This window comes from Vibrio sp. St2 (genome assembly GCF_947311885.1).
GTDB lineage: Bacteria > Pseudomonadota > Gammaproteobacteria > Enterobacterales > Vibrionaceae > Vibrio > Vibrio coralliilyticus.
Genome location: NZ_CAMZNA010000012.1, coordinates 29,120 through 50,114 on the forward strand (window position 1 = coordinate 29,120; position 20,995 = coordinate 50,114).

At 44.4% G+C, this 20,995-nt stretch carries 22 protein-coding genes; 9 read left to right on the forward strand and 13 right to left on the reverse strand.

All coding sequences use genetic code 11. The annotated features are described in order from the left end of the window. Positions 1–29: 29 nt before the first annotated feature. The 4 genes from ptsI to cysZ form a co-directional block, all read right to left on the reverse strand. Complete coding sequence (ptsI, locus tag QMA41_RS22235; protein ID WP_021457651.1) at positions 30–1,754, reverse strand: phosphoenolpyruvate-protein phosphotransferase PtsI; 1,725 nt, start codon at positions 1,752–1,754, stop codon at positions 30–32. Positions 1,755–1,891: 137 nt separating this feature from the next. Next, complete coding sequence (locus QMA41_RS22240; protein ID WP_006957371.1) at positions 1,892–2,149, reverse strand: HPr family phosphocarrier protein; 258 nt, start codon at positions 2,147–2,149, stop codon at positions 1,892–1,894. Between the two features lie 299 nt (positions 2,150–2,448). After that, entirely contained in the window at positions 2,449–3,417 is a 969-nt protein-coding gene (gene cysK, locus QMA41_RS22245) for a cysteine synthase A (protein ID WP_006957372.1), read from the reverse strand. Positions 3,418–3,615: 198 nt separating this feature from the next. Next, positions 3,616–4,353, reverse strand: a complete 738-nt coding sequence (gene cysZ, locus QMA41_RS22250; protein ID WP_006957373.1) for a sulfate transporter CysZ — start codon at positions 4,351–4,353, stop codon at positions 3,616–3,618. Positions 4,354–4,561: 208 nt separating this feature from the next. On the opposite strand from cysZ, the gene zipA reads away from it, so the two are divergent. The 4 genes from zipA to QMA41_RS22270 all read left to right on the forward strand — a co-directional run bounded on the left by zipA (position 4,562) and on the right by QMA41_RS22270 (position 10,141). Beyond that, a complete protein-coding gene (zipA, locus tag QMA41_RS22255) occupies positions 4,562–5,488 on the forward strand; it encodes a cell division protein ZipA (protein WP_038160855.1) in 927 nt (308 codons plus the stop codon). 158 nt (positions 5,489–5,646) lie between these two features. Further along, positions 5,647–7,656 carry an NAD-dependent DNA ligase LigA gene (gene ligA, locus QMA41_RS22260; RefSeq protein WP_281630650.1) on the forward strand — a complete coding sequence of 670 codons (2,010 nt, stop codon included), beginning with the start codon at positions 5,647–5,649 and terminating at the stop codon, positions 7,654–7,656. 496 nt (positions 7,657–8,152) lie between these two features. Then, entirely contained in the window at positions 8,153–9,208 is a 1,056-nt protein-coding gene (locus QMA41_RS22265) for a porin (RefSeq protein ID WP_006957376.1), read from the forward strand. 132 nt (positions 9,209–9,340) lie between these two features. Then, positions 9,341–10,141 carry a DUF2057 domain-containing protein gene (locus tag QMA41_RS22270; RefSeq protein ID WP_065741309.1) on the forward strand — a complete coding sequence of 267 codons (801 nt, stop codon included), beginning with the start codon at positions 9,341–9,343 and terminating at the stop codon, positions 10,139–10,141. Between the two features lie 544 nt (positions 10,142–10,685). Here the strand turns inward: QMA41_RS22270 and QMA41_RS22275 are convergent. The 5 genes from QMA41_RS22275 to QMA41_RS22295 all read right to left on the reverse strand — a co-directional run bounded on the left by QMA41_RS22275 (position 10,686) and on the right by QMA41_RS22295 (position 15,154). Beyond that, a complete protein-coding gene (locus tag QMA41_RS22275; protein WP_006957378.1) occupies positions 10,686–11,138 on the reverse strand; it encodes an NfeD family protein in 453 nt (150 codons plus the stop codon). 8 nt (positions 11,139–11,146) lie between these two features. Further along, on the reverse strand, positions 11,147–12,070 hold the full coding sequence (locus tag QMA41_RS22280; protein ID WP_019274732.1) for an SPFH domain-containing protein: 924 nt from the start codon (positions 12,068–12,070) through the stop codon (positions 11,147–11,149). 139 nt (positions 12,071–12,209) lie between these two features. Then, on the reverse strand, positions 12,210–13,064 hold the full coding sequence (locus QMA41_RS22285; RefSeq protein ID WP_281630651.1) for a co-chaperone YbbN: 855 nt from the start codon (positions 13,062–13,064) through the stop codon (positions 12,210–12,212). A 302-nt stretch (positions 13,065–13,366) separates the two neighbouring features. Further along, positions 13,367–14,194: an SDR family oxidoreductase gene (locus QMA41_RS22290; RefSeq protein ID WP_281630652.1), complete on the reverse strand. Its 828-nt coding sequence runs from the start codon at positions 14,192–14,194 to the stop codon at positions 13,367–13,369. A gap of 45 nt (positions 14,195–14,239) precedes the next feature. Next, positions 14,240–15,154: a TIGR01777 family oxidoreductase gene (locus QMA41_RS22295; protein ID WP_281630653.1), complete on the reverse strand. Its 915-nt coding sequence runs from the start codon at positions 15,152–15,154 to the stop codon at positions 14,240–14,242. A gap of 231 nt (positions 15,155–15,385) precedes the next feature. Here QMA41_RS22295 and QMA41_RS22300 point away from each other — a divergent pair, with 231 nt between their 5' ends. Genes QMA41_RS22300 through yfcE form a run of 5 tightly spaced genes read left to right on the forward strand, consistent with a single transcriptional unit; the run spans position 15,386 to position 18,248 of the window. Continuing rightward, a complete protein-coding gene (locus tag QMA41_RS22300) occupies positions 15,386–16,120 on the forward strand; it encodes a DUF1538 domain-containing protein (protein ID WP_021457029.1) in 735 nt (244 codons plus the stop codon). Then, positions 16,117–16,911 (forward strand): DUF1538 domain-containing protein, encoded by a 795-nt coding sequence (locus tag QMA41_RS22305; RefSeq protein WP_019274737.1) that lies wholly within the window; start codon positions 16,117–16,119, stop codon positions 16,909–16,911. Before QMA41_RS22300 ends, QMA41_RS22305 begins: the two co-directional genes overlap by 4 nt. Beyond that, the gene (locus QMA41_RS22310; RefSeq protein ID WP_019274738.1) at positions 16,901–17,251 is read left to right on the forward strand and encodes a P-II family nitrogen regulator; all 351 of its coding nucleotides are present in this window, start codon (positions 16,901–16,903) and stop codon (positions 17,249–17,251) included. Before QMA41_RS22305 ends, QMA41_RS22310 begins: the two co-directional genes overlap by 11 nt. After that, positions 17,248–17,652 (forward strand): CBS domain-containing protein, encoded by a 405-nt coding sequence (locus QMA41_RS22315; RefSeq protein WP_021457030.1) that lies wholly within the window; start codon positions 17,248–17,250, stop codon positions 17,650–17,652. Before QMA41_RS22310 ends, QMA41_RS22315 begins: the two co-directional genes overlap by 4 nt. Positions 17,653–17,702: 50 nt before the next feature. Further along, on the forward strand, positions 17,703–18,248 hold the full coding sequence (gene yfcE, locus QMA41_RS22320) for a phosphodiesterase (RefSeq protein ID WP_281630654.1): 546 nt from the start codon (positions 17,703–17,705) through the stop codon (positions 18,246–18,248). 26 nt (positions 18,249–18,274) lie between these two features. Here yfcE and QMA41_RS22325 read toward each other — a convergent pair whose 3' ends face one another. The 4 genes from QMA41_RS22325 to QMA41_RS22340 are packed head-to-tail and all read right to left on the reverse strand — an operon-like array spanning position 18,275 to position 20,757. Then, positions 18,275–18,553, reverse strand: a complete 279-nt coding sequence (locus tag QMA41_RS22325; protein ID WP_171341577.1) for a SelT/SelW/SelH family protein — start codon at positions 18,551–18,553, stop codon at positions 18,275–18,277. Positions 18,554–18,559: 6 nt separating this feature from the next. Then, positions 18,560–19,315 (reverse strand): sulfite exporter TauE/SafE family protein, encoded by a 756-nt coding sequence (locus QMA41_RS22330; RefSeq protein ID WP_281630655.1) that lies wholly within the window; start codon positions 19,313–19,315, stop codon positions 18,560–18,562. A gap of 49 nt (positions 19,316–19,364) precedes the next feature. Further along, the gene (locus QMA41_RS22335) at positions 19,365–19,880 is read right to left on the reverse strand and encodes a regulatory protein ToxS (RefSeq protein ID WP_006957388.1); all 516 of its coding nucleotides are present in this window, start codon (positions 19,878–19,880) and stop codon (positions 19,365–19,367) included. 10 nt (positions 19,881–19,890) lie between these two features. After that, positions 19,891–20,757 carry a transcriptional regulator gene (locus QMA41_RS22340; protein ID WP_038510058.1) on the reverse strand — a complete coding sequence of 289 codons (867 nt, stop codon included), beginning with the start codon at positions 20,755–20,757 and terminating at the stop codon, positions 19,891–19,893. Positions 20,758–20,995: the final 238 nt, after the last annotated feature.

Sequence of the window (20,995 nt, forward strand, 5' to 3'; positions counted from 1 at the left end):
TAGCCGTCTATCTTAATGGTATCAGTCAATTATTGAGTTTTCTCTGCGATGAATTTTTCTACAACGGCTTCAATTTCTGCCGCTGTTGGTAGAGAAAGCGCTTCTTCTGCCATTGCTTTTACTTCTGCAAAGTTCGAGTTACGAATCACTTTCTTCACTTTAGGAATAGAGATGCCGCTCATAGAGAACTCGTCTAGCCCCATACCTAGAAGTAGAAGTGTCGCACGCTCATCACCTGCTAGCTCACCACACATACCAGTCCACTTACCTTCAGCGTGAGAAGCGTCAATCACTTGCTTGATTACTGTAAGTACAGCTGGAGACAGCGGGTTGTATAGGTGTGAGATCATCTCGTTACCACGGTCTACTGCTAGTGTGTACTGAGTAAGATCGTTAGTACCGATAGAGAAGAATGCGACTTCTTTCGCTAGGTGGTGTGCGATAGCAGCGGCTGCTGGAGTCTCAACCATTACACCGATTTCGATGTTTTCGTCAAATGCATGGCCTTCAGCGCGAAGTTCTGCTTTGTATTCTTCGATAGCTTTCTTCAGTTCACGGATCTCTTCAACAGAGATAATCATTGGGAACATGATGCGAAGTTTACCGTGTGCCGATGCACGTAGGATGCCGCGTAGCTGGTCACGAAGGATTTCACGACGGTCTAAGCTGATACGAACTGCGCGCCAGCCTAGGAATGGGTTCATCTCTTGTGGTAGATCCATGTAAGGAAGATCTTTGTCACCGCCGATGTCCATTGTACGGATGATCACTGATTCACCGTTCATTGCTTCCGCAACTTCTTTGTAAGCTTGGTACTGCTCTTCTTCAGTTGGCAGAGCATCACGGTCCATGAATAGGAATTCAGTACGGTACAGACCGACACCTTCACCGCCATTACGGATAATGCCATCACAGTCTTTAACCGTACCGATGTTACCGCACACTTCTACACGGTGACCGTCAGTAGTCTCTGCGTGGAGATCTTTTAGCTTCGCTAACTCTTCTTTTTCAGCAAGGAATGCTGATTTCACCGCCTTCGCTTCTTCTAGTTCAGCTTCCGATGGGTTGATAACGATTTTGTTGTTCATCGCATCAAGAATCAGCATGTCGCCGTTCTTCACTTGCTTAGTGATGTCGTTAGTACCAACGATAGCTGGAAGCTCAAGAGAGCGCGCCATGATTGAAGTGTGAGAAGTACGACCGCCGATGTCACAAGCAAAACCAAGAACGTAATCTAGGTTGATTTGTGCAGTTTCAGATGGCGTTAGGTCGTAAGCAACTAGGATAACTTCTTCGTTGATATCGCTAAGTGAAACGATATTGATGCCAAGAGCATTTTTAACAAAACGTGTACCGATATCACGGATATCTGTTGCACGTTCCTTTAGGTATTCGTCGTCTAGAGATTCAAGAGCAGTCGCTTGTTCTTCGATAACCGTGTGAATCGCGTTATCGGCGTGCATCTTGTCGTTTTTGATCAGTGCTAGGATTTCTTCTTCTAGCTCTTCATCTTCAAGAAGCATGATGTGACCTTCGAAGATCGCTTCTTTCTCTTCACCGAATGTTTCAAGGGCTTTCTGCTTGATAGTTTCAAGCTGAGCTGCTGATTTGTTACGTGCGTCAAAAAAGCGAGCTACTTCTGCTTCAACTTGAGCATCAGTAATTGAGTGAGTGTTTAGGACAATTTCATCTTCTTGAAGTAGTAGTGCTTTACCAATAGCAATACCTGGAGATGCTAGGATGCCTGAAATCATAGCCTTACCTTAAATTGGTCAACTTTAAACGGGAGAAAATATGAGTGCGCTAACGATAATGTGTAGCTTAAATCTTGGCCTATTTCCAACAAAGCCATTTTGCTTTCACAAAATGGCTTTGAAAATAGGAGACCGGATTAGTGTAGTTGATCCATTAGAGCAACTAGGTGGTCAACAGCTTGTTGAGCTTGAGGGCCCTCAGCTGAGATAGTAACCTGCGTACCTTTTACTAGGCCAAGAGTTTGAAGTTTGAACAGGCTTTTCGCGCTAGCGCTTTTACCGTTAGAAGTCACAGTGATGTCTGCATCAAAGCCTTTTGCTTCTTTAACAAACTGTGCAGCTGGACGAGTGTGAAGACCGTTTTCTGCAGTGATTTCTACTTGCTTCTCGTACATGTTATATACCCCAATTGATTTATATTTTGATAGTTTCTAAATCAGATTCAGCTTAACCCCGAATGTCGCTTTGTGCCAAATACACAATATTCATTTAGTGTCATAGTCGATACTGATTGCAAATTTTCCAGTCATGATTCCAATCTGTGCTGGATCTCATCACTGGGATAAATTCTTATTTAGCTTTTATTTTGAAGCTAAAAATAAAACTGCCCTGATATTACCAAAGGTGAGGCAGGGATCAACAAAAAAGCCCCATAAAGGGGCTTTTTTAGACTAAAAATTGATTTGGCAACGAATTACTGTTGGTTCTCTTTCTCTGTAAAGATGCCCGCAAACAGCGCTGTACTTAAGTAACGCTCACCTGAACTAGGAAGTACGGTTACGATAGTTTTTCCTTCAAATTCAGGTAGTTCTGCCAGTCTATTAGCAGCGACAACAGCAGCACCAGAAGATATACCAGCTAGGATACCTTCCTCTTCCATCAGTCTACGTGCCATTTCGATAGCTTCTTCAGAAGTGACTGACTCAACACGGTCCAAAAGCTCTAAATCTAAGTTACCAGGGATGAAGCCAGCACCGATACCTTGAATTTTGTGTGGTGCAGGTTGGATTTCTTCGCCTGCAAGTGCCTGTGCAATGACAGGTGATTCTGCTGGCTCCACGGCAACAGAAACAATGTTCTTACCTTTCTCACCCTTAATGTATCGGCTTGTACCTGTAATAGTACCGCCTGTACCCACACCTGCAACGAATACGTCAACTTCGCCATCAGTTGCTTCCCAGATCTCAGGACCTGTGGTTTTTTCGTGAATCTGAGGGTTGGCTGGGTTGTTGAATTGCTGAAGAAGTAGATATTTGTCTGGGTTAGCCGCAACAATTTCTTCTGCTTTAGCGATCGCGCCCTTCATGCCTTTTGCTGCTTCTGTCAGCTCAAGGTTTGCACCTAGCGCTTTTAGCAGCTTACGGCGTTCTAGGCTCATAGACTCGGGCATCGTTAATGTAAGTTTGTAACCACGAGCAGCTGCAACGAACGCAAGAGCAATACCTGTGTTACCACTGGTTGGTTCAACAAGCTCTACGCCTGGTTTCAACGTACCAGCTTTTTCAGCTTCCCAAATCATGTTGGCACCGATACGGCATTTAACACTGAAGCTTGGGTTACGAGCTTCAATTTTCGCCAATACTTTACCTTTACTGACCTTGTTCAGGCGCACCAGAGGTGTGTTGCCGATGGTAAGAGAGTTATCTTCGTAGATTTTGCTCATGTCGTGATCCTTCATCTGTTAAAAGCTAATTGGTCTCTGAAAAACCGAGAGCGATTAGCTGGTAATCTGTGTGCTCATTATAGAGTTCGTGGATAGAAGAGTAGGCTAGCTAAAAATTCTAGAGAAGGATTAAAAAGTTATAACTTATTAGAATGGGATGAAGTGCATGTTATTCATCTAACATGCACTATTTGTTACTCAACGTTTGAACTCAGCAACCCAAATGGCTGTCGCACCACAGACTGCAACGGGCATCACGATAAGGTTTAAGATCGGTATGGTAGTAAAGATGGCTACTAGCGCTCCAAAGCTGTATGCCTTGCCTTGTTTTTGTTTCAAACTGTTACGCATTTCGTTAAAAGGCACTTTGTGATTGTCAAAAGGGTAATCGCAATACTGAACGGCCAGCATCCAAGCGGTGAACCCAAACCAAAGAATTGGCCCAAGCGTCTGACCCAAAGCGGGAATCAGAAGCAAAATGAATAGGCCGATGGCTTTTGGCAAAACATAAAGTAGCTTTTTCCATTCGCGAGCAAGAATACGAGGAGTGTCTTTGACTACGGCTAACATCCCATCATCGTTAACGGCTTTACCTGTCAGATGCTCTTCTACTTTTTCGGCCAACAGACCGTTAAATGGTGCGGCAACGAAATTAGCCAGCGTACTAAAGAAGTAGGAGAAGGTTGCAAGTATGGTCAGGACCAGCAAAGGCCACAATATGTAACTTAACCAGGAAAGAAATCCGGGTAGTTGCCCCATTAGCTGCTCTATCCAAACATCTAAGTGTGAAAACAGATAAAACAGCGCACCACCCACAAGCAAGACATTTGCTAATAAAGGAAGCAGAACAAATTGACGGATACCGGGCTTGACTGCGAGTTCAAGTCCGTAGAAGAAGTAACCAAAACCGGATCGTTGTTGTATGTTTGAATTCATAAGCCCTGACTGTTGGTGGTGTAAAATCGAACGCTTTTTATCTTAACAAGAAAAAAGCGTGTTCAAAATCACAACATTGCGTGAACTTCTCACATTAAGTTGTTCTAAAACAGGGGAGAGTTTTGGTAGAGTTACTTATAGAAAGGTTTAACCAAATTCGATAAGTTGGTTTACGGGCTAGGTATATCGAGTAATTTGAGAGCGAAAAATGCAGGAATTGCGATTTGTACTCATAATTGTCGGAGCTTTAGCAATAGCAGCGCTATTGTTCCACGGTTTATGGACAAGCAAAAAAGAAGGAAAGGCCAAGTTTGGCAGTAAGCCTCTTCGTAAATTGGATGCCGATAAAGAGGATGATCCTGAGGCGATGCCAGAACGTGCATTTGCACCCGAAGACGATTTTGAAATCATTCGTAAAGAGCGCAAAGAACCCGATTTCGCTGAAGAGAAACTCACAGCCGATCCATTGATCGATGGTTATGTTGAGCCAGACGTTGCTCTTGAGCCTCAATCTCAGGCTGAGTTGCCTTCTGAGAAAGTTGAGCAAAAGGTAATCGAAGAGCCTGATATAGACGTGCCATCAATTTCTACCAAAGCGCTGGATGAGATTGAAGCGAGCGTGGAAACAGTTGTAGCCTCAGAGCCAGAAAACACAGAACCTTTGCCGGGAATCAACGAGCCAGTTGAGCCTGAAGCCACCGTTGCTGAGCCGGAAATGCAAGTGATTGTGCTTAACGTCCATTGTGCTGGAAGCGAGCCGTTTGTTGGAACTAAGTTGTTTGACAGCATGCAGCAAAATGGCCTGCTTTATGGAGAAATGGACATCTTCCATCGTCATTCAGATCTATCCGGAACAGGCAAGGTGCTGTTTAGCGTCGCTAATATGATGCAACCTGGTACGCTTGAGCATGCAGACCCAGCAGAGTTTACAACCAAAGGTATTTCATTCTTTATGACGCTACCTTGTTATGGTGACCCAGAGCAGAACTTTAAGTTGATGCTAAAAACAGCTCAGCAGATTGCAGATGATTTAGGCGCGAACGTCCTCGATGACGCTCGTAACTTAATGACGCCAAATCGTCTGGATGCGTACCGAGCGCAAATTCAGAGTTTTAAAACAGCAGAATCTGCGTAAGCTACCCATAATTCATTCAAGGCTCCGAATCCGGAGCCTTTCTTTTTTTGAACAAGGTATAGTTGCGAACCAGACAAAGCCTGTTCATACTCCTGCAAACTATGATCCCGACATCGATACGATATCGGTCGTTAAAACGATTAAGTACAGAGTTAGTTATGTCACAAGAGATTCAAGAAAGACTCAATCAATTACGCGAGACGCTCCATTACCACGGAGTTAAGTACTATGTAGAAGACAATCCTGAGGTTCCTGATGCGGAATATGATCGTCTGATGCGTGAGTTATTGGAACTTGAGGCAGAGCATCCAGATTTGGTGAGTATTGATTCTCCAAGTCAGCGAGTCGGTGGGCAGCCACTTGACGGATTTCAATCGGTGGCGCATGAAATTCCGATGCTGTCTCTGGACAACGCTTTCGATGACGAAGAGTTAGAAAGCTTCCATAAGCGTATGTCTGATCGTATTCCAACGGCAGAATTCAATGTATTTTGTTGTGAACCTAAGCTTGATGGCTTAGCCGTTAGCTTATTATATGAAAATGGCATCTTAGTTCAGGCTGCAACTCGTGGTGACGGTACTACTGGTGAGAACATTACTGAGAATGTTCGCACTATCAAATCGATCCCGCTGAAGTTGAGTGGTCAAGGCTGGCCGCAACGTATTGAGGTACGTGGTGAAGTCTTTATGCCAAAAGAAGGCTTCGACAAGTTGAACCAACAAGCGCAGAAAAAGGGTGAGAAAGTCTTTGTCAACCCACGTAACGCAGCAGCAGGAAGTCTGCGTCAGTTGGATTCCCGTATTACGGCCACACGTCCTCTTAGCTTCTACGCATACAGCGTTGGTGTTGTGGAAGGAAATGCATTGTCTGACAGCCACTATGAGCGCTTTCTGCAACTGAAAGGCTGGGGGCTGCCAATGTGTCCTGAAACTCGTCGAGTTGCTAATTTGACCGAAGTAAAAGCCTACTATCAAGATATACTAGAGCGCCGAGAAGCTTTACCGTATGAAATCGATGGGGTTGTGATTAAAGTCGACGATATTGCATTACAAGAACAATTAGGCTTTGTTGCTAGAGCACCACGATGGGCGATTGCTTACAAGTTTCCTGCGCAAGAAGAGATCACCTTGCTCAATGATGTTGAGTTCCAAGTCGGACGGACTGGAGCGATTACACCTGTTGCCAAACTGGAACCCGTGTTTGTTGGCGGTGTGACAGTAAGTAACGCAACTTTACACAATGCGGATGAAATTGAACGCCTTGGCGTGAAAGTTGGCGATAGCGTCATCATTCGTCGTGCAGGAGATGTGATTCCACAAATTGTTTCTGTGATTGAAGAGCGTCGACCAGGTAATGCTCGCGACATCGTATTCCCTGAGCGGTGCCCTGTGTGTAGCTCAGAAGTGGAACGTGTTGAAGGTGAATCGGTTGCTCGTTGCTCTGGCGGTTTAGTGTGTCAGGCGCAACGTAAGGAAGCTCTTAAACACTTCGTGTCGCGCAAAGCTCTTGATGTTGATGGACTCGGAGAAAAGGTGATTGAACAGCTAGTGGATCGTGAGATGGTCGAAACACCAGCAGACTTATTCAAACTATCTGCAGGGGTAATAACTGTCCTAGATCGTATGGGCCCGAAATCGGCGCAGAATGTTGTTGATGCATTAAACCAGGCTAAGTTGACAACACTGCCTCGATTCCTCTACTCCCTTGGCATTCGGGAAGTTGGCGAAGCCACAGCAGCGAATCTCGCTCAGCACTTTAAAACTCTGGATGCAGTAAAAGCTGCTAATCACGAACAGCTCATTGAGGTCTCTGATATTGGTGACATTGTTGCGAGCCATGTTATTGCTTTCTTTGCACAGGATAAAAACCAACAAGTCATCCAAGATCTTCTCGACCAAGGGATAGAATGGCCTGAGATTGAAGAGCAGAGTGAAGACACTCCCCAGCCGTTAGCTGGAAAAACGGTGGTTCTTACGGGCTCCTTGTCACAGTTATCTAGAAATGATGCGAAATCTGCACTGCAGGCGCTAGGTGCGAAAGTGACGGGGAGTGTGAGCAAAAAAACAGACATTTTATTTGCTGGTGAAAATGCAGGCTCTAAACTAGCAAAAGCACAAGAGCTAGGTATAGAAATCAAAACAGAGCAGGACTTAGTCGATCTGATCTAAATCTAGTTACAATAGTAGAAAGGCCACCCATATGGGTGGTTTTTTTTTGCGGTAAAAATACTGATGTTTTTAACGGTTGTAGAGGCCAAAATTAATGCAGTGATCAAGATCTTATAACTGAGAAAGTTCCCTTTTTCATTATCTTTATGCGAGTCACTTCAAAGTTAATTTACCTGTTTTTATGCTTAAGGTTTTGATTTCTAATGATTATATTGTTTTTATCTTGATTGTTATTAGGGTAGGTGGATCTTGATCACTATGTTTAGAAAAATTTGTAGCTGGTCATATTTTTTTATTTAGAAATTAAGTTCTGATTGATGTTTTTTGTCGCGAAGTTAGTCTTAAAGCCATGGATACACCGGGTGTATGCAGAATTAGAAAGTGAGGAATTAATGATTAATCTTTTGCTTTCGTCATAGGAAATGATTCTCCCTTCGGCGGCCAACTTAAGGTGAGAACAACAAAAACAGCTATATCCATTTTTAGGAGTTTTTCCATGGAAAAAATGTTCAAACGCACTCTTCTTGGTGCAGCAGTGGCGATGGTTTCTACAGGTGCATTAGCAGCTGAATCATCTCAGGTTGGTATTATCTCTGACTTCAATGTCCAAGCTTACGGTGTGGCAGCGATCTCGATCGTAAACTACGACTCTGAAGAGACGAAAGCAGGTGTTACTAAAGATACTGGTACCGGCTATGACTACGAAAACGAATCACGTATTGGTTTCCGTGCTAGCAAAGATATGTACGAGAACGTAAATGTTTTCATGCAGATTGAATCTGGCTACGTTGGTGAAAATGGCGATGGCGCATCACTGGGCAACCGTGACACTTTCCTTGGCCTAAAAGGCGATTGGGGTAAAGTGCGCTTTGGTCGTATGCTGACACCTATGTATGAAGTAATTGACTGGCCTTACGCAAACCCTGGTTTAGGTGCTGTATGGGACTGGGGCGGTGATGTTAAATACAACCGTGACCGTCATGGTGATATGGCTCGCTACGATTCAGTTGATTACAACGGATTTACTTTCAATCTGGCAACTGGTCGTGGTGATGCAAGCGTAAAAGACAACTACTTCTACGGTGCAGCCGCGCACTATCGTCTGAATGACAGCCTAACTTTCCATGCTGCGCTGGAAACTGAAACGGATCGTCAAACTGATGCAGATGCTGGTACTCTGGCTGATACGTTTGGTTACCTAGTCGGCTTTGAAGCATCTCTTCCTGCAGGTTTTGGAATTTCTGGAGCATATAAAGCTGGTGAGTCTGATGAGCAAGGTGGTGCAAAATCAGAACAGGCTTCATACTCTGTTATCGGTCAATACTGGACTGGACCATGGGGCTTCAAGCTAGGTTACGCAGCCAATATGGATTCAGAAACTGCAGGTGTTAAAACAAACAACGAAGATAGTGTTGTATCTGGTCAGTTAATGTATGTTCACAATGGTTTCGTACCATACGTGCGTATTGCACAGCGTGATATCCTTTCTTCAGACGGTTTAACAAACACAGAAACATTTGTTGTTCGTGTTGGTCTAGAGTACGGTTTCTAAGAGTTTTCTAATTTGTTCTTAATAAAATGCGCTGGCCCTTGTTGGCCAGCGTTTGTTGTATTGAGAGGTAGAGCCTGAAGATAAAGGGTAATTCGAATAGTATATAACGGAGTAATTTCCAGGGTGGTTTATATGAAGAAAATTATTTTAGCGTCACTTCCTTTATTGATGGTAGGTTGTACCACACTAGATTCAACGAGCGATTTTACTGATGTTGTAAAACGAGTTGAATCTAAACAGAACTATCAAATTATTGTTGGTAAATCACTAACGCCGGATGCACTTGAAGTGAACGGTAGTCAGTTGGTGAAGTCATCACTAGAATTGAATTATGTAACTCCAACACAGAAAAAAAATGTACCAGATTCCTTTATTAAAATGGAATTGCAGTACTTTAAAAACTATAACGAATTTAAAACAGTAATGGTTGAAGGTAGCAATAAAGAGGTAGCTCTAAAGCCTTACGCTGCATCAGCAGAAACCTGTAGTGATGTATGTACTCAAACTCAGTATGTTAGATTTCCAGTGTCTAGCCAGCTTCTCGCACAGCAGCCGTATCAAGATCTTAAATTTGATGTGACCGCTTCGAATGCTAATAACATTACTTTCTCTATCCCTTCAGGTTACATTGAAGCGATTGTGAACAGTGCCAATTCTAATGTAGCTCCGGCTGTGGTAGCTGCTCCAGTTGTTGCCGCGACTCCTGTAGCTCACAGTTCGTCTTCAAAAGCGATAGAGATGACACAATATTGGTTTGAGCAAACGCCAAAAGAACAACGTGATGATCTATTGAGTTGGGCGGTTGAAAATCGCAACTCAACCAAATTAACGCTTACAACTGATTCCAAGCAACAAGAAATGTTTGGTTACTGGTATGGAAAAGCAACGAAAGAAGAAAGAAAAGCAGTCATTAAACAACTGCTAGAATTATAAAAAGAGAAGGAGCCGAAAGGCTCCTTTTTTCATCTCATTACCGTACCATCGCTATTTTCACATATAACGATTGGCATACGTTCAACTACCCCTGAACTTAATTCACATTTCACTATTGGGCCCGAAGCAGTGCTTCCTACGGGTGATTGTGCTGCTACCGAAAAACTAAAAATAAGACTACATGCTAACGCAACGAAATATTTCATAATAAACACCTCACTAAAAATCCCATTAAAGAGATATTTATCAGTATGTCGCTTAACGATAAAAGATCAAAAAAAAGTTTAGTTATTTAAAATTTTCTTTAATAAATAACTCTTACTTTTTGTGAGAAACTAATTAATAACTAAATGATATGGTTAGAATGTTATTTTGTTTGAAATGAGAAGATTGATTTTGATTAATGCGATTTGTCGGTATAAATAGCAACTTAATTCAAGACAATAATACGTTAAGCACTTGAATACTATAACTTGTTACTTCAAGGGAAGTGTTTCTAGAAGAAAAAAGGCTCTTTGTTAAGACAAAGAGCCTGAGATAGAGATTATTTTTTTTCTTCTATAGTGAGAATAATACCGTTCACTTGAGTTATTTCTACGAGTGTACCTGCGGGTATCGCGTGTTCAGTTTGCGCTGACCAAGTGGTATCCCCCACTTTTATGCGATGCTTTCCTGGCGCTAGGTTTTCTTCAACCAGAACTGTCTGACCAATGAGTTGTTTCTGCTTCTGGTTTAAATCTCGGTTTAGATCGTCGGAGGAGTCCTTCTTAAATTGTCGTCTCCACCATAGCCAGGTTGTCATGAGTGAAAATACACTAAAAGCAATCCACTGCAGTTGCCAACTCATCGGAAGTAAAGTAAGTAGTAGGCCGACGATTAAAGCCGACAAACCCAGCCAAAGAAAGTAACCAGCAGTACCAAGCAGTTCCACAGCCAGTAAAGCTAGCCCGAAGGCCAGCCAGTGCCAATAATTGAGAGAATCGAGTAATTCGAACAAGAGCACCTCTATTTATTTTGATCGGATTTATGCTTGAACATTTCTGCGATACCAGCCACGGAACCCATCAGCCCCGATGCCTCAAGTGGTAGCATGATAATCTTGCCATTTTCGGCTTGGCCAATCGCTCGTAATGCGTCCGTATAGCCTTGGGCAATGAAGTAATTCACAGCTTGCATGTCACCTTGGGCAATTGCTTCCGATACCATAGTTGTTGCTCTCGCTTCGGCTTCAGCTGCTCGTTCACGAGCTTCTGCTTGAAGTATCGCGGCTTGCTTATCACCTTCCGCTTTCAAAATTTCAGATTGCTTCTGACCTTCTGCTCTTAAGATTTCTGCCTGACGGATACCTTCAGCTTCTAAGATCTCAGCACGCTTGTTACGTTCTGCTTTCATTTGAGCATTCATGGCAGCGGTTAGATCCGCTGGTGGTTGCACATCTTTGATTTCAATACGTGTTACTTTCACACCCCAAGGGTTGGTTGCTTCATCGACAATAGACAGCAACTTGCTGTTGATCATATCACGTTGACTCAGCATCTCATCAAGCTCCATAGAGCCTAAGACGGTACGGATATTAGTCAGTGTCAGGTTGCGAATGGCGTGCTCTAGGTCGTTAACTTCGTACGCGGCTTTCGCTGCATCGACGACTTGAACAAAACAGACGGCATCAATAGTGACGTTAGCATTGTCTTTAGAAATGACTTCCTGAGCGGGGATGTCTAACACGCGCTCCATCATATTGATTTTATGACCTATACCGTCAATAAAAGGAATGATGATGTTCAAACCTGGTTTCAGAGTCAGGGTGTAGCGGCCAAAACGTTCGACGGTCCAGTGGTTACCCTGAGGTACAGTCTTGACCCCTGCCATGATGAACGCGATAGCGACAATGAGAAAAATGCCGATGGTAATGAGAGAGTCGATAGCCATATCTGAGTCCTTGTATAAGTTATTATGTCGATTGTTGCTTAATTCATGTGGCAGCACAATGACATAAATGAGAACCAGTGCTAAATTCGCGCAAAATTAAAGCCGGACATGCCGGCTTTAAAGGTGATTTGAGGGAAGGCTAATAGAGTACAGAGTAGAGCTGTCGACGATACTTCGCGGCAATTGGGTTTCCCTGACCTAGTGCTGCGAGAATGTCCATAAAGTGCTTTTTCATGTCGCCATCAAGAGCATTTAAATCACTGCGTAAGAAGGTCCATAGTAATTCGAGTGCTTCTTCGTCACGATTAACTTGATGGTAGCTCAGTGCCAGTTCTGCGGCGTTTTTGGCATCCGCTGGATTTTCTTTCAACGCATTCTCAAGAGACTGGATTTCAGGGCTGTTCGCCGCTTGATCGTGTAGCTCCAGTTTTGCCACTAAGCCTTTGTAGTAGTTGTCCTGATATTCCATGGGGATGGTATCTAGCAAGGCTTTAGCCTGATCAAAGCTTTGAGTTTCTAGTAAGCAATCTGCTAAAGCGAGCTTTACGTCGCCTTTCTGTTTTAGCTCATCTGGCAATGCCTGAATAAGTGCTAAAGCCTGAGCATGCTGGCCTGATTGAAGACATTCTACAGCTTGTTTTAGATTAAGCTCATCTTGGCTCGGTAGATGTTTGGCAAGCATAGCTTGAATCGCAGGAAGCTCTTGAGGACCGCCTAAGCCATCGACAGGTTGGCCGTTCACAAATAATGCAATGGTCGGCAGAGCTTGTACACCAAACTGGCTTGCGATCATCTGCTCCTGTTCGCAGTTGAGCAATGCCAGTGTGAACGCTCCATTATATTGTTGAGCAAGATTTTGCAGCTCGGGAATAATTTGAGTGCTTTCTTGGCTCATTGGGGCCCAGAAATGAATAAGTACGGGCGTTTGCATTGAGCCTTCCAGTACTTGACGGAAGTTCTGTTCGCTCAGTTCCACAATAAAAGGAGATTGCATCTGGTGATTCCTTGCAAAGAGTTGGATACAACAAACATATGGGCGGTTGCTATAGATATCAAGGGAATAGCAGATACAAAAACACCGCTTGTGAAAGCGGTGTGATTGCAGCCTAATGCAAGCGAAGGTGTTTATAAAACGATAAACAAAGTTAGCGCAACACCCACACTTAGCCAGTTTAACTGGTTTAATGTCATGTCTTTTACCGAATGTAACGCTTAAATGAGGTCATGAAGTGAACAACTTCAGGGTGTAAGTTAGCGTCTTATTGTTACGAAAAAATTACACTCGGTGATTTATTTTTAAGCAGCGCGTCGCAAAATACCATCCAATAATCGGCTAGGCAGTAACCGTTTTAACACGGCAAACACTTTGGTTGGTGTGGTGACTCTGTAGCGAATTTTAGGTTTGTCTGATTCTAATGCGTGTAGAAGAGGCGCAATACAAGAATCAGCTGGTAAAACGAAGGAGTTGTTAGAAGACTCCTTTTCTAATCGCTGTAATTGATTTTGGTATTGCTGATGATGGACGCTGTCTTTGACATCAATCCATTTTACAAACGCTTGGAGTGCATTTTTTCTGAATTCAGTCTCTATTGGCCCTGGCTCTATAAGGCTAATATGAATGTCACAGTTATGCAGTTCTAATCGAAGTGTGTCTGTCCAGCCTTCAAGCGCAAACTTGGAAGCGTTGTACGCACCTCTATATTTCATCGCTGCAAAGCCAAGAACGGAACTGTTCTGAACAATTCTGCCGTGCCCATTCTGGCGCATAACCGGCAAAACTTCGCATACTAGCTGATGCCAGCCAAAGAAATTGGTTTCAAACTGCTCTCTTAAAGCTTGAGTGGGAAGGTCCTCCAAAGCCCCCGGCTGACCATAAGCCCCATTGTTAAATAGAGCATCAAGCTTGCCGTTCGTCAGTTCTAGTGTCTGTTTAACGCCGCTTGAAATGCTGTCGCTATCAGCCAGATCTAGCTGTATGCACGTTAGCCCTTCGTTGCGCAGGCGTTCAACATCATCAGTATGTCGACATGACGCGATGACTTGATAGCCTTTTTGGTTGAGTGCATGTGCACAAACGTAACCAATACCAGTCGAGCAACCAGTGATGAGTATAGATTTAGACATGAGATCCCTTCTTCTAGCGCAACGGATATGGCTTAGAGTAAAAGATTATTCGTGATGTTGTAATAGATTTTTCAGAGCGGGCTCTAATCGGGAGTAACTGAAACGAAACCCGAGCTCCGTCAGCTTTTTGGGTTTAGCTCGAATACTATCAAACAGCAATACAGAACTCTCCCCCATAGCTAAACGCAGAGCCCATTTTGGGGTAAACAAAAGGTGAGGACGTTTGAGTGACTTCGCCAATGTTTGGCTAAACTGCTTGTTGGTCACAGGGTGAGGTGCACATAAGTTGAATTCTCCATGGGCATGCTCGGTCTCGAGTAAATAGACAATACCGCGAACCATGTCCAGCATGTGTATCCACGGCATGTATTGTCGGCCATTGCCGATTGGCCCACCTAGGCCAAGCTTGTAAGGCAGCAGCATCTTATCCAGTGCTCCACCGTCTTGCCCTAGCACGACTCCCGTTCTGAGTATGCATACTCGAGTGGATTCGGAACGAGCTCGATTAGCGATCTGCTCCCACTTTGCGCAAACATGATGAGGAAACCCTTCATTATGAACATGCAGTCCTTCGTCGAAGGGGTGATCCTGCTGGTCGCCATAGTACCCAACTGCAGAACCGCTTATAAACACAGAGGGAGGAGATGTGCTCGCATGGATCAAATCAACGATTTTTTCTGTGGTAGCCCAACGGCTTTTACAAATGGCTTCTTTTTGTTTCTTATTCCAGCGTTTGTCAGCGATGGGCTCGCCCGCTAGATTAACGATGGCATCGAATTCATTGAGGTCATGGTACTGCTCTAAGTCTGATAGGTAGGTGATGTTACCTAAATCAGCATGGTTGACGGCCGCTTTTGCTTTGGCGGGAGAGCGGGTGAGCAGAACGACTTCGTACATTGTGAAGTGCTTCAGCAATTCCCTGCCAATAAAACCTGTGCCACCAGTGAGTAGTACTTTCATTTCGCTCTCCTTTGCTCCTCCATAAATGCCAGATTACTCAGGTGGTATCTATGGTAATTCTAGTAATTATAGCGAGTTAGCAGCTATTAGGATCATTGATTATGCAAAACTAATGATTATCACAAAATTAACATTTTGTTACTTTTGTTGGCCATCCCGCTATGCGAGTCACATCAACTGTGCAATCCATTTGTCATCATAAACAAGTACTTCACGGATAAAGAGGTTTCTATGCAGGCAATTACTGCGCTGCTAAAAGCGTTCTTGGGCAGCATGCGGGATCTGTTGCCAATTGTTGCCGTAATTGCTTTTTTTCAGCTGGTGGTGCTGCAAGAGCCGCTGCCCAATATGTTATCGATATTGTTCGGTCTAATGTTGGTTGTCATGGGGTTGACGTTTTTTATCTTCGGGTTGGAGATGGGGCTGTTTCCGATTGGTGAGTCCATGGCACAGGCGTTTGCTAGAAAGGGCAGCGTTTTCTGGTTGATGATCTTTGCGTTTTGTTTGGGGTTTGGTACCACGGTAGCTGAACCCGCCCTCACTGCTGTAGCCGATGAAGCAGCAGAAGTTGCGGCCGAAGGGGGGATGATTGCTTCTGGAGAAGTGGCGAAGGACGACTATGCCAATGGTTTGCGCTACACCGTCGCCTTATCGGTAGGGATAGCCATCATGCTGGGCGTACTCCGTATTCTTAAAGGGTGGTCGATTCAGTACATGATTATCGGCGGATACATCGGGGTTGTCGTACTGACCATGTTTGCACCAGATGCCATTATTGGTGTGGCATACGATTCTGGCGGCGTGACCACATCAACTATCACGGTCCCTTTGGTGACAGCTCTCGGCGTTGGGCTTGCATCGGCCATTAAAGGTCGTAACCCGATGATAGATGGTTTCGGGTTAATCGCCTTTGCATCCTTGTTACCTATGATGTTTGTGATGGTTTATGGAATGGTGGTGGCATGATTGAATGGTCGCACTTTGTTGACACTTTCCTTGGCACTATTAGTGATGTCATCCCTATCGCATCGATTATTTTCGGCTTTCAGTTTGCAGTGTTACGCCGCCCGGTAACGAATCTACCCAAAGTGTTGCTTGGATTCGGGTACGTGATTCTTGGTTTATCTTTATTCCTTATCGGTTTAGAGCTGGCGTTGTTCCCACTCGGGGAAACGATGGCCACCCAATTGACGGCCCCCGCCTTTTTACAAGAATTTAGAACCAGCGTATCGGGCGCTATCGGGTGGCAGGATTACTACTGGGTGTATTTATTCGCCTTCTGTATTGGCTTTAGTACGACAATTGCTGAGCCTTCTCTGATTGCTGTCGCTATTAAGGCTAACCAAGTCTCGGGTGGCTCTATCAGTGTGAACGGCCTACGCATCGCCGTGGCGTTGGGAGTAGCAATTGGCATCTCTTTGGGGAGTTATCGGATCGTTGTTGGCGATCCAATCCATTACTACATTATCGCTGGTTACATTGTGGTCGTTATACAGACCTTTTACGCTCCCAAGTTAATTGTCCCGCTGGCCTACGATTCTGGCGGCGTCACGACATCCACAGTCACCGTGCCTTTGGTCGCCGCCTTAGGGTTAGGGCTTGCTTCTACCGTTCCGGGAAGAAACCCAATGATTGATGGTTTTGGCCTGATTGCCTTTGCCAGTTTGTTCCCGATGATTTCTGTTATGGGTTATGCCCAAATCACTCGTTGGCTCAACAAAGAGTCGACGAAGGAGGATAGTGAAAATGCGCTTTAAATTGATACTGGCTTTTGTCGAAGACAGTAAAACTGAAACGGTACTGGATGCGGCCAGGAATGCAGGTGCAACAGGCGCTACCGTGATCAATCACGCCAGAGGGGAAGGCCTAAATAAGAAGCGCACCTTTTTTGGTCTGACCCTAGAAGTGCAAAAAGACGTATTGCTGTTCGTTGTCGAAGAGCACCTTTCTCGTCATATTCTTGAAACCATCAGTGAGGTTGGAGAATTTGATCAGGAGTCGGGGCAGGGAATAGCGGTACAGATCGACATTGAAGATGCAGTAGGCGTTGCTCATCAGGTGGAAAAACTAACCAAAGTAGTAGAGGACGAATTATGAGCAGTCATGAAAAAATCCGTGTACGTGATGTGATGGCGAGTACTTACGTCATGATTGATGGCCTGACAACCGTCAGAGAAGGTATTCAGCTAGCTCGCAGCCATGAAGTGAAAGCTTTGGTTGTGAACAAACGGAATGAAGACGATGAGTTCGGTCTGGTGCTAATGAATGACATTGCGAAAAAAGTGCTGGCAAAGAATCGTTCGCCTGATCGGATCAATATTTATGAGATTATGACAAAACCAGCATTATCGGTGGATCCTGATATGAATGTGAAATACTGCGCACGTTTGTTCGAGCGCTTTGGTATCAGTCGAGCACCTGTGATTGAAAACGGTCAGGTTATAGGGATGGTGAGCTACAACAATATTGTGATTAATGGCATGGCAAGAGATGACTAAACATAGTTGAACCCGTAAAATAGCCTCAGTTTCTTTGAGGAAATGATGTCATGAAATTGTTTTTTGCCTCAGACTTGCATGGCAGTTTGCCTGCAACCGAGAAAGTACTTGCGCAGTTCGACCAATCTGGCGCTGAGGCTTTAGTTTTACTGGGCGATATTCTTAACCACGGGCCACGTAATCCGGTACCTGAAGGCTACAACCCTCCAGCAGCCGCGGAACGACTTAATCAATATGCGCAGAAGATTATTGCTGTTAGAGGTAATTGTGACAGCGAAGTAGATCAGATGCTGCTCTCTTTTCCTATGATGATGGATTACGCATGGGTGTTGCTTGAGAGCGGCCATCGCTTGTTTGTTACTCATGGTCATCTGTATAACACGGACAAACGTCCTCCTTTAAAGCGTGGGGACGTGATTGCACATGGTCATACCCATGTGCCTGTTGCGCAGTGGCAAGGGGAACAAGTCATCTTTAACCCAGGCTCAGTGACGTTCCCACGTAATGGTTTTGAACCTAGTTTCGGTGTTTATGAAGAAGGGGAGCTAAAAGTGAAGACCTTCGATAATCAGGTGCTAGCCTCGATTCGACTATAAAAAATGCCCGCTAAAACGGGCATTTTTTACTTAGTATCAGAATGGCCAAGGTCCCTTTCTGGATCTATGATATCTCGGACTTTCTGTTTCAGTACCTTCGCTTCTGGGAAGCCACCATCACGCTTTCTTTCCCAAATAAGAAGACCATCGCAATGAATCTCAAAACGACCGCCTGTATCGGGATGCAAGGAGACGGTTTCGATCTCTTCACTGAAAGTATGTAGCAGCTCCTGAGATAACCATGTAGATCGCAACATCCAATTGCATTGGCGACAGTAATAAATATCGATTTTTGCTTTGTCCATAAACACTCACAGTAATAACTTGATGCCGACCGCAAAGGTCAGCAATTCAAAACAAACCTTAATAACCTGATTACTATAACGAGTGCTCAGGTAAGCTCCTAGTCCTCCGCCAAGGAAGGAACCGAGCAATAAAATAGGTAGCCATGGCCAGTAAATTGGGGCGCCTGCTTGTGCCACCGCAGCACCGCCAATACCGTTCCAAAATAGCCCGACGCAAATCATTGTTAACGCGACAGCCTGCTTATAGCTATAACCAAACCAGCGAACTAAGAAGGTAGTCACTAATAGCCCAGAGCCCGCCGTGAGAGAGCCATTAATTACCCCAATTAGAATCAGGCCCAGCCCGCCGAATATCCAACCTAGCGTATGACGATTGGTTGGAAGTTCTTGCTGGCCCAATTGTCGTTTGAAGCGAGAGTAGATACCTATAGCTAGAATCATCAGCCCCAATAACGTTTCGGCCAGCTTCTCGGGAATCATCAACACGATATTGGCGCCGATGATGACGCCGATACTGCCAACCGCAATCAGATAGAGAGCGACTTTGAAGTCTATCGTTTTTTGCTTAATGTGCGTGAACGCTGCGCCAATACCGAGAGCGACGCTGGCGACCTTGTGAGTTGCAAGCGCAACGGAAAATGGTAGGCCAAAGAAAATGAGCAACGGGAATTGCAAAAGTCCAGCACCCCCGCCAGACAAGGAAGCAAGCGTGTTTGAGATAAATGAACCAATCAGTAGCCCAATTGAGTGAATCCAATCCATGATGAGTAAGATAAAGTTAGGGGAGCATCATGCTCCCCTTTGGTAGAAATTAGTTAGAGAAAAGTACCGTAGAGCCGTGACTTAAGCTCGTTAGAAGTAATGTTTTCTCATTCACAATGTCGATTCGGCGGCTCTGTTGAGCATCCATCTTAAAGATCTGAGTGATGAGTTTTAGCTGATCGGCAGTGAAGTCTTTGCTTTGTGCTGAAGAAACGTCTTTGAACTCGATAGGGGAAACCAGCAGGTAGTTATCACTGATATCCCATTCGCCCGTTTCAGATATGTTGATGACATTTTCACTTTCTGCATTGTTAGCATACAGACGAACAGTAGCAACTCGAATGTAGCTACCGTTAGGTAGGTACTTCACGTTAGAGGTGACATCCACTTTGCGAAGCGGGCCAACTGACTCTTCTTGAAGGCTATCTGTAATTACTGTCACCATTTTTGACTGCCATTCCTTCGCGGTCAGCACTTGCTCAACTTTTAGATCACTGCCCCAGTATAGCCAGCCACTGAACAGAGCTGACAGAACAAGTAATCCAGCTGCGATTTTCTGATTCATGTCGTTATTCCTATTGGCAAACTTTACTAAGGTCTTGCTGTTCAGCAAAAATACGAACGGTGATGTTTTCACCAGAGTTGTCTAGTGAATGAATGTAGTTCAGTACTAACTGATTGTTCTGGCCACCAGTCGCGATTACTTCGACGGGAGCGACGGTTGCATGAGCGGCATTGTAACGTTTCACGCATTGCTCAATTGATGGGTACCACTCACTGAGATCAGGATGATTAATCGGCGTTTTCACCGGAGTATTATCGTAAACTGCAACCTGGCGGAATTTTGATTCTGCAGGGTTGGTAAATAGTACAACGCACAAAGGGATAAGCAGTGCCAGAACCAACATAATACGCATAGCCCATCTTGATTGAGGCTTAACTTGCTTTGCGACGCTTGGTGCTGATTTTGTTTCCGTAACGGTCGACTTAAGTGGGCTGACTTCGTCTACATGAGAGTCTGTAGGTAGTTCAACCGAAACATCTTCTGCTTCAAGTGCTTCCTCTTCGGCTACTGAAGTGTCTCCACTCATAAATGGGGTTGCACGTTCTACATTACAAATAAGTTGATAGCCGCGCTTAGGCACTGTTTTGACATATTGAGGAGACTTGGTTGAGTCTTGAAGCTGCTTGCGTAATGTCGAAATCGCCTGAGTTAGGCTGGAGTCATCGACTTCAAAGCCTTGTTCTCGCCAGACGAAGTCATGCAGTTCGTTGCGGGATACGATGTCATTGGGTTTTTCTGACAGTAAAAGCAGGATGCGACTTTCATTGCTTCCCAGACGAATGACTTCATTGTCGTTTGACTTGTCCACCAGAGAGTTCGTATTGGGGTCAAAAGTGAATCTGTTAGCAAGATTGAACTTAGTGCCTATGTTACTCATTGGATATGACCATTATTGTTGTATAGATTTCATCAGATGCGCGCAAAAATCCCTATATCAGGGAGGTGACGTTTAGTTTTTTTGATTTTTTGAGGTGCAAGAATAGTCAAAATAAGATCAAAAAAACACTGTTTTTATGATTTTTGACCTTGAATTTACAATTGTCACCCTCATGTTAACTTGCAGATTATCTCAGTATCGCCCCCGTTGACAATGCGGAGGCTTGATAAATATAGAT

Coding starts and splice junctions, on each gene's coding strand:
- ptsI (WP_021457651.1), bottom strand. CDS start 1,754: ATGATTTCAGGCATCCTAGCATCTCCAGGTATTGCTATTGGTAAAGCA.
- QMA41_RS22240 (WP_006957371.1), bottom strand. CDS start 2,149: ATGTACGAGAAGCAAGTAGAAATCACTGCAGAAAACGGTCTTCACACT.
- cysK (WP_006957372.1), bottom strand. CDS start 3,417: ATGAGCAAAATCTACGAAGATAACTCTCTTACCATCGGCAACACACCT.
- cysZ (WP_006957373.1), bottom strand. CDS start 4,353: ATGAATTCAAACATACAACAACGATCCGGTTTTGGTTACTTCTTCTAC.
- zipA (WP_038160855.1), top strand. CDS start 4,562: ATGCAGGAATTGCGATTTGTACTCATAATTGTCGGAGCTTTAGCAATA.
- ligA (WP_281630650.1), top strand. CDS start 5,647: ATGTCACAAGAGATTCAAGAAAGACTCAATCAATTACGCGAGACGCTC.
- QMA41_RS22265 (WP_006957376.1), top strand. CDS start 8,153: ATGGAAAAAATGTTCAAACGCACTCTTCTTGGTGCAGCAGTGGCGATG.
- QMA41_RS22270 (WP_065741309.1), top strand. CDS start 9,341: ATGAAGAAAATTATTTTAGCGTCACTTCCTTTATTGATGGTAGGTTGT.
- QMA41_RS22280 (WP_019274732.1), bottom strand. CDS start 12,070: ATGGCTATCGACTCTCTCATTACCATCGGCATTTTTCTCATTGTCGCT.
- QMA41_RS22285 (WP_281630651.1), bottom strand. CDS start 13,064: ATGCAATCTCCTTTTATTGTGGAACTGAGCGAACAGAACTTCCGTCAA.
- QMA41_RS22290 (WP_281630652.1), bottom strand. CDS start 14,194: ATGTCTAAATCTATACTCATCACTGGTTGCTCGACTGGTATTGGTTAC.
- QMA41_RS22295 (WP_281630653.1), bottom strand. CDS start 15,154: ATGAAAGTACTACTCACTGGTGGCACAGGTTTTATTGGCAGGGAATTG.
- QMA41_RS22300 (WP_021457029.1), top strand. CDS start 15,386: ATGCAGGCAATTACTGCGCTGCTAAAAGCGTTCTTGGGCAGCATGCGG.
- QMA41_RS22305 (WP_019274737.1), top strand. CDS start 16,117: ATGATTGAATGGTCGCACTTTGTTGACACTTTCCTTGGCACTATTAGT.
- QMA41_RS22310 (WP_019274738.1), top strand. CDS start 16,901: ATGCGCTTTAAATTGATACTGGCTTTTGTCGAAGACAGTAAAACTGAA.
- QMA41_RS22315 (WP_021457030.1), top strand. CDS start 17,248: ATGAGCAGTCATGAAAAAATCCGTGTACGTGATGTGATGGCGAGTACT.
- yfcE (WP_281630654.1), top strand. CDS start 17,703: ATGAAATTGTTTTTTGCCTCAGACTTGCATGGCAGTTTGCCTGCAACC.
- QMA41_RS22325 (WP_171341577.1), bottom strand. CDS start 18,553: ATGGACAAAGCAAAAATCGATATTTATTACTGTCGCCAATGCAATTGG.
- QMA41_RS22330 (WP_281630655.1), bottom strand. CDS start 19,315: ATGGATTGGATTCACTCAATTGGGCTACTGATTGGTTCATTTATCTCA.
- QMA41_RS22335 (WP_006957388.1), bottom strand. CDS start 19,880: ATGAATCAGAAAATCGCAGCTGGATTACTTGTTCTGTCAGCTCTGTTC.
- QMA41_RS22340 (WP_038510058.1), bottom strand. CDS start 20,757: ATGAGTAACATAGGCACTAAGTTCAATCTTGCTAACAGATTCACTTTT.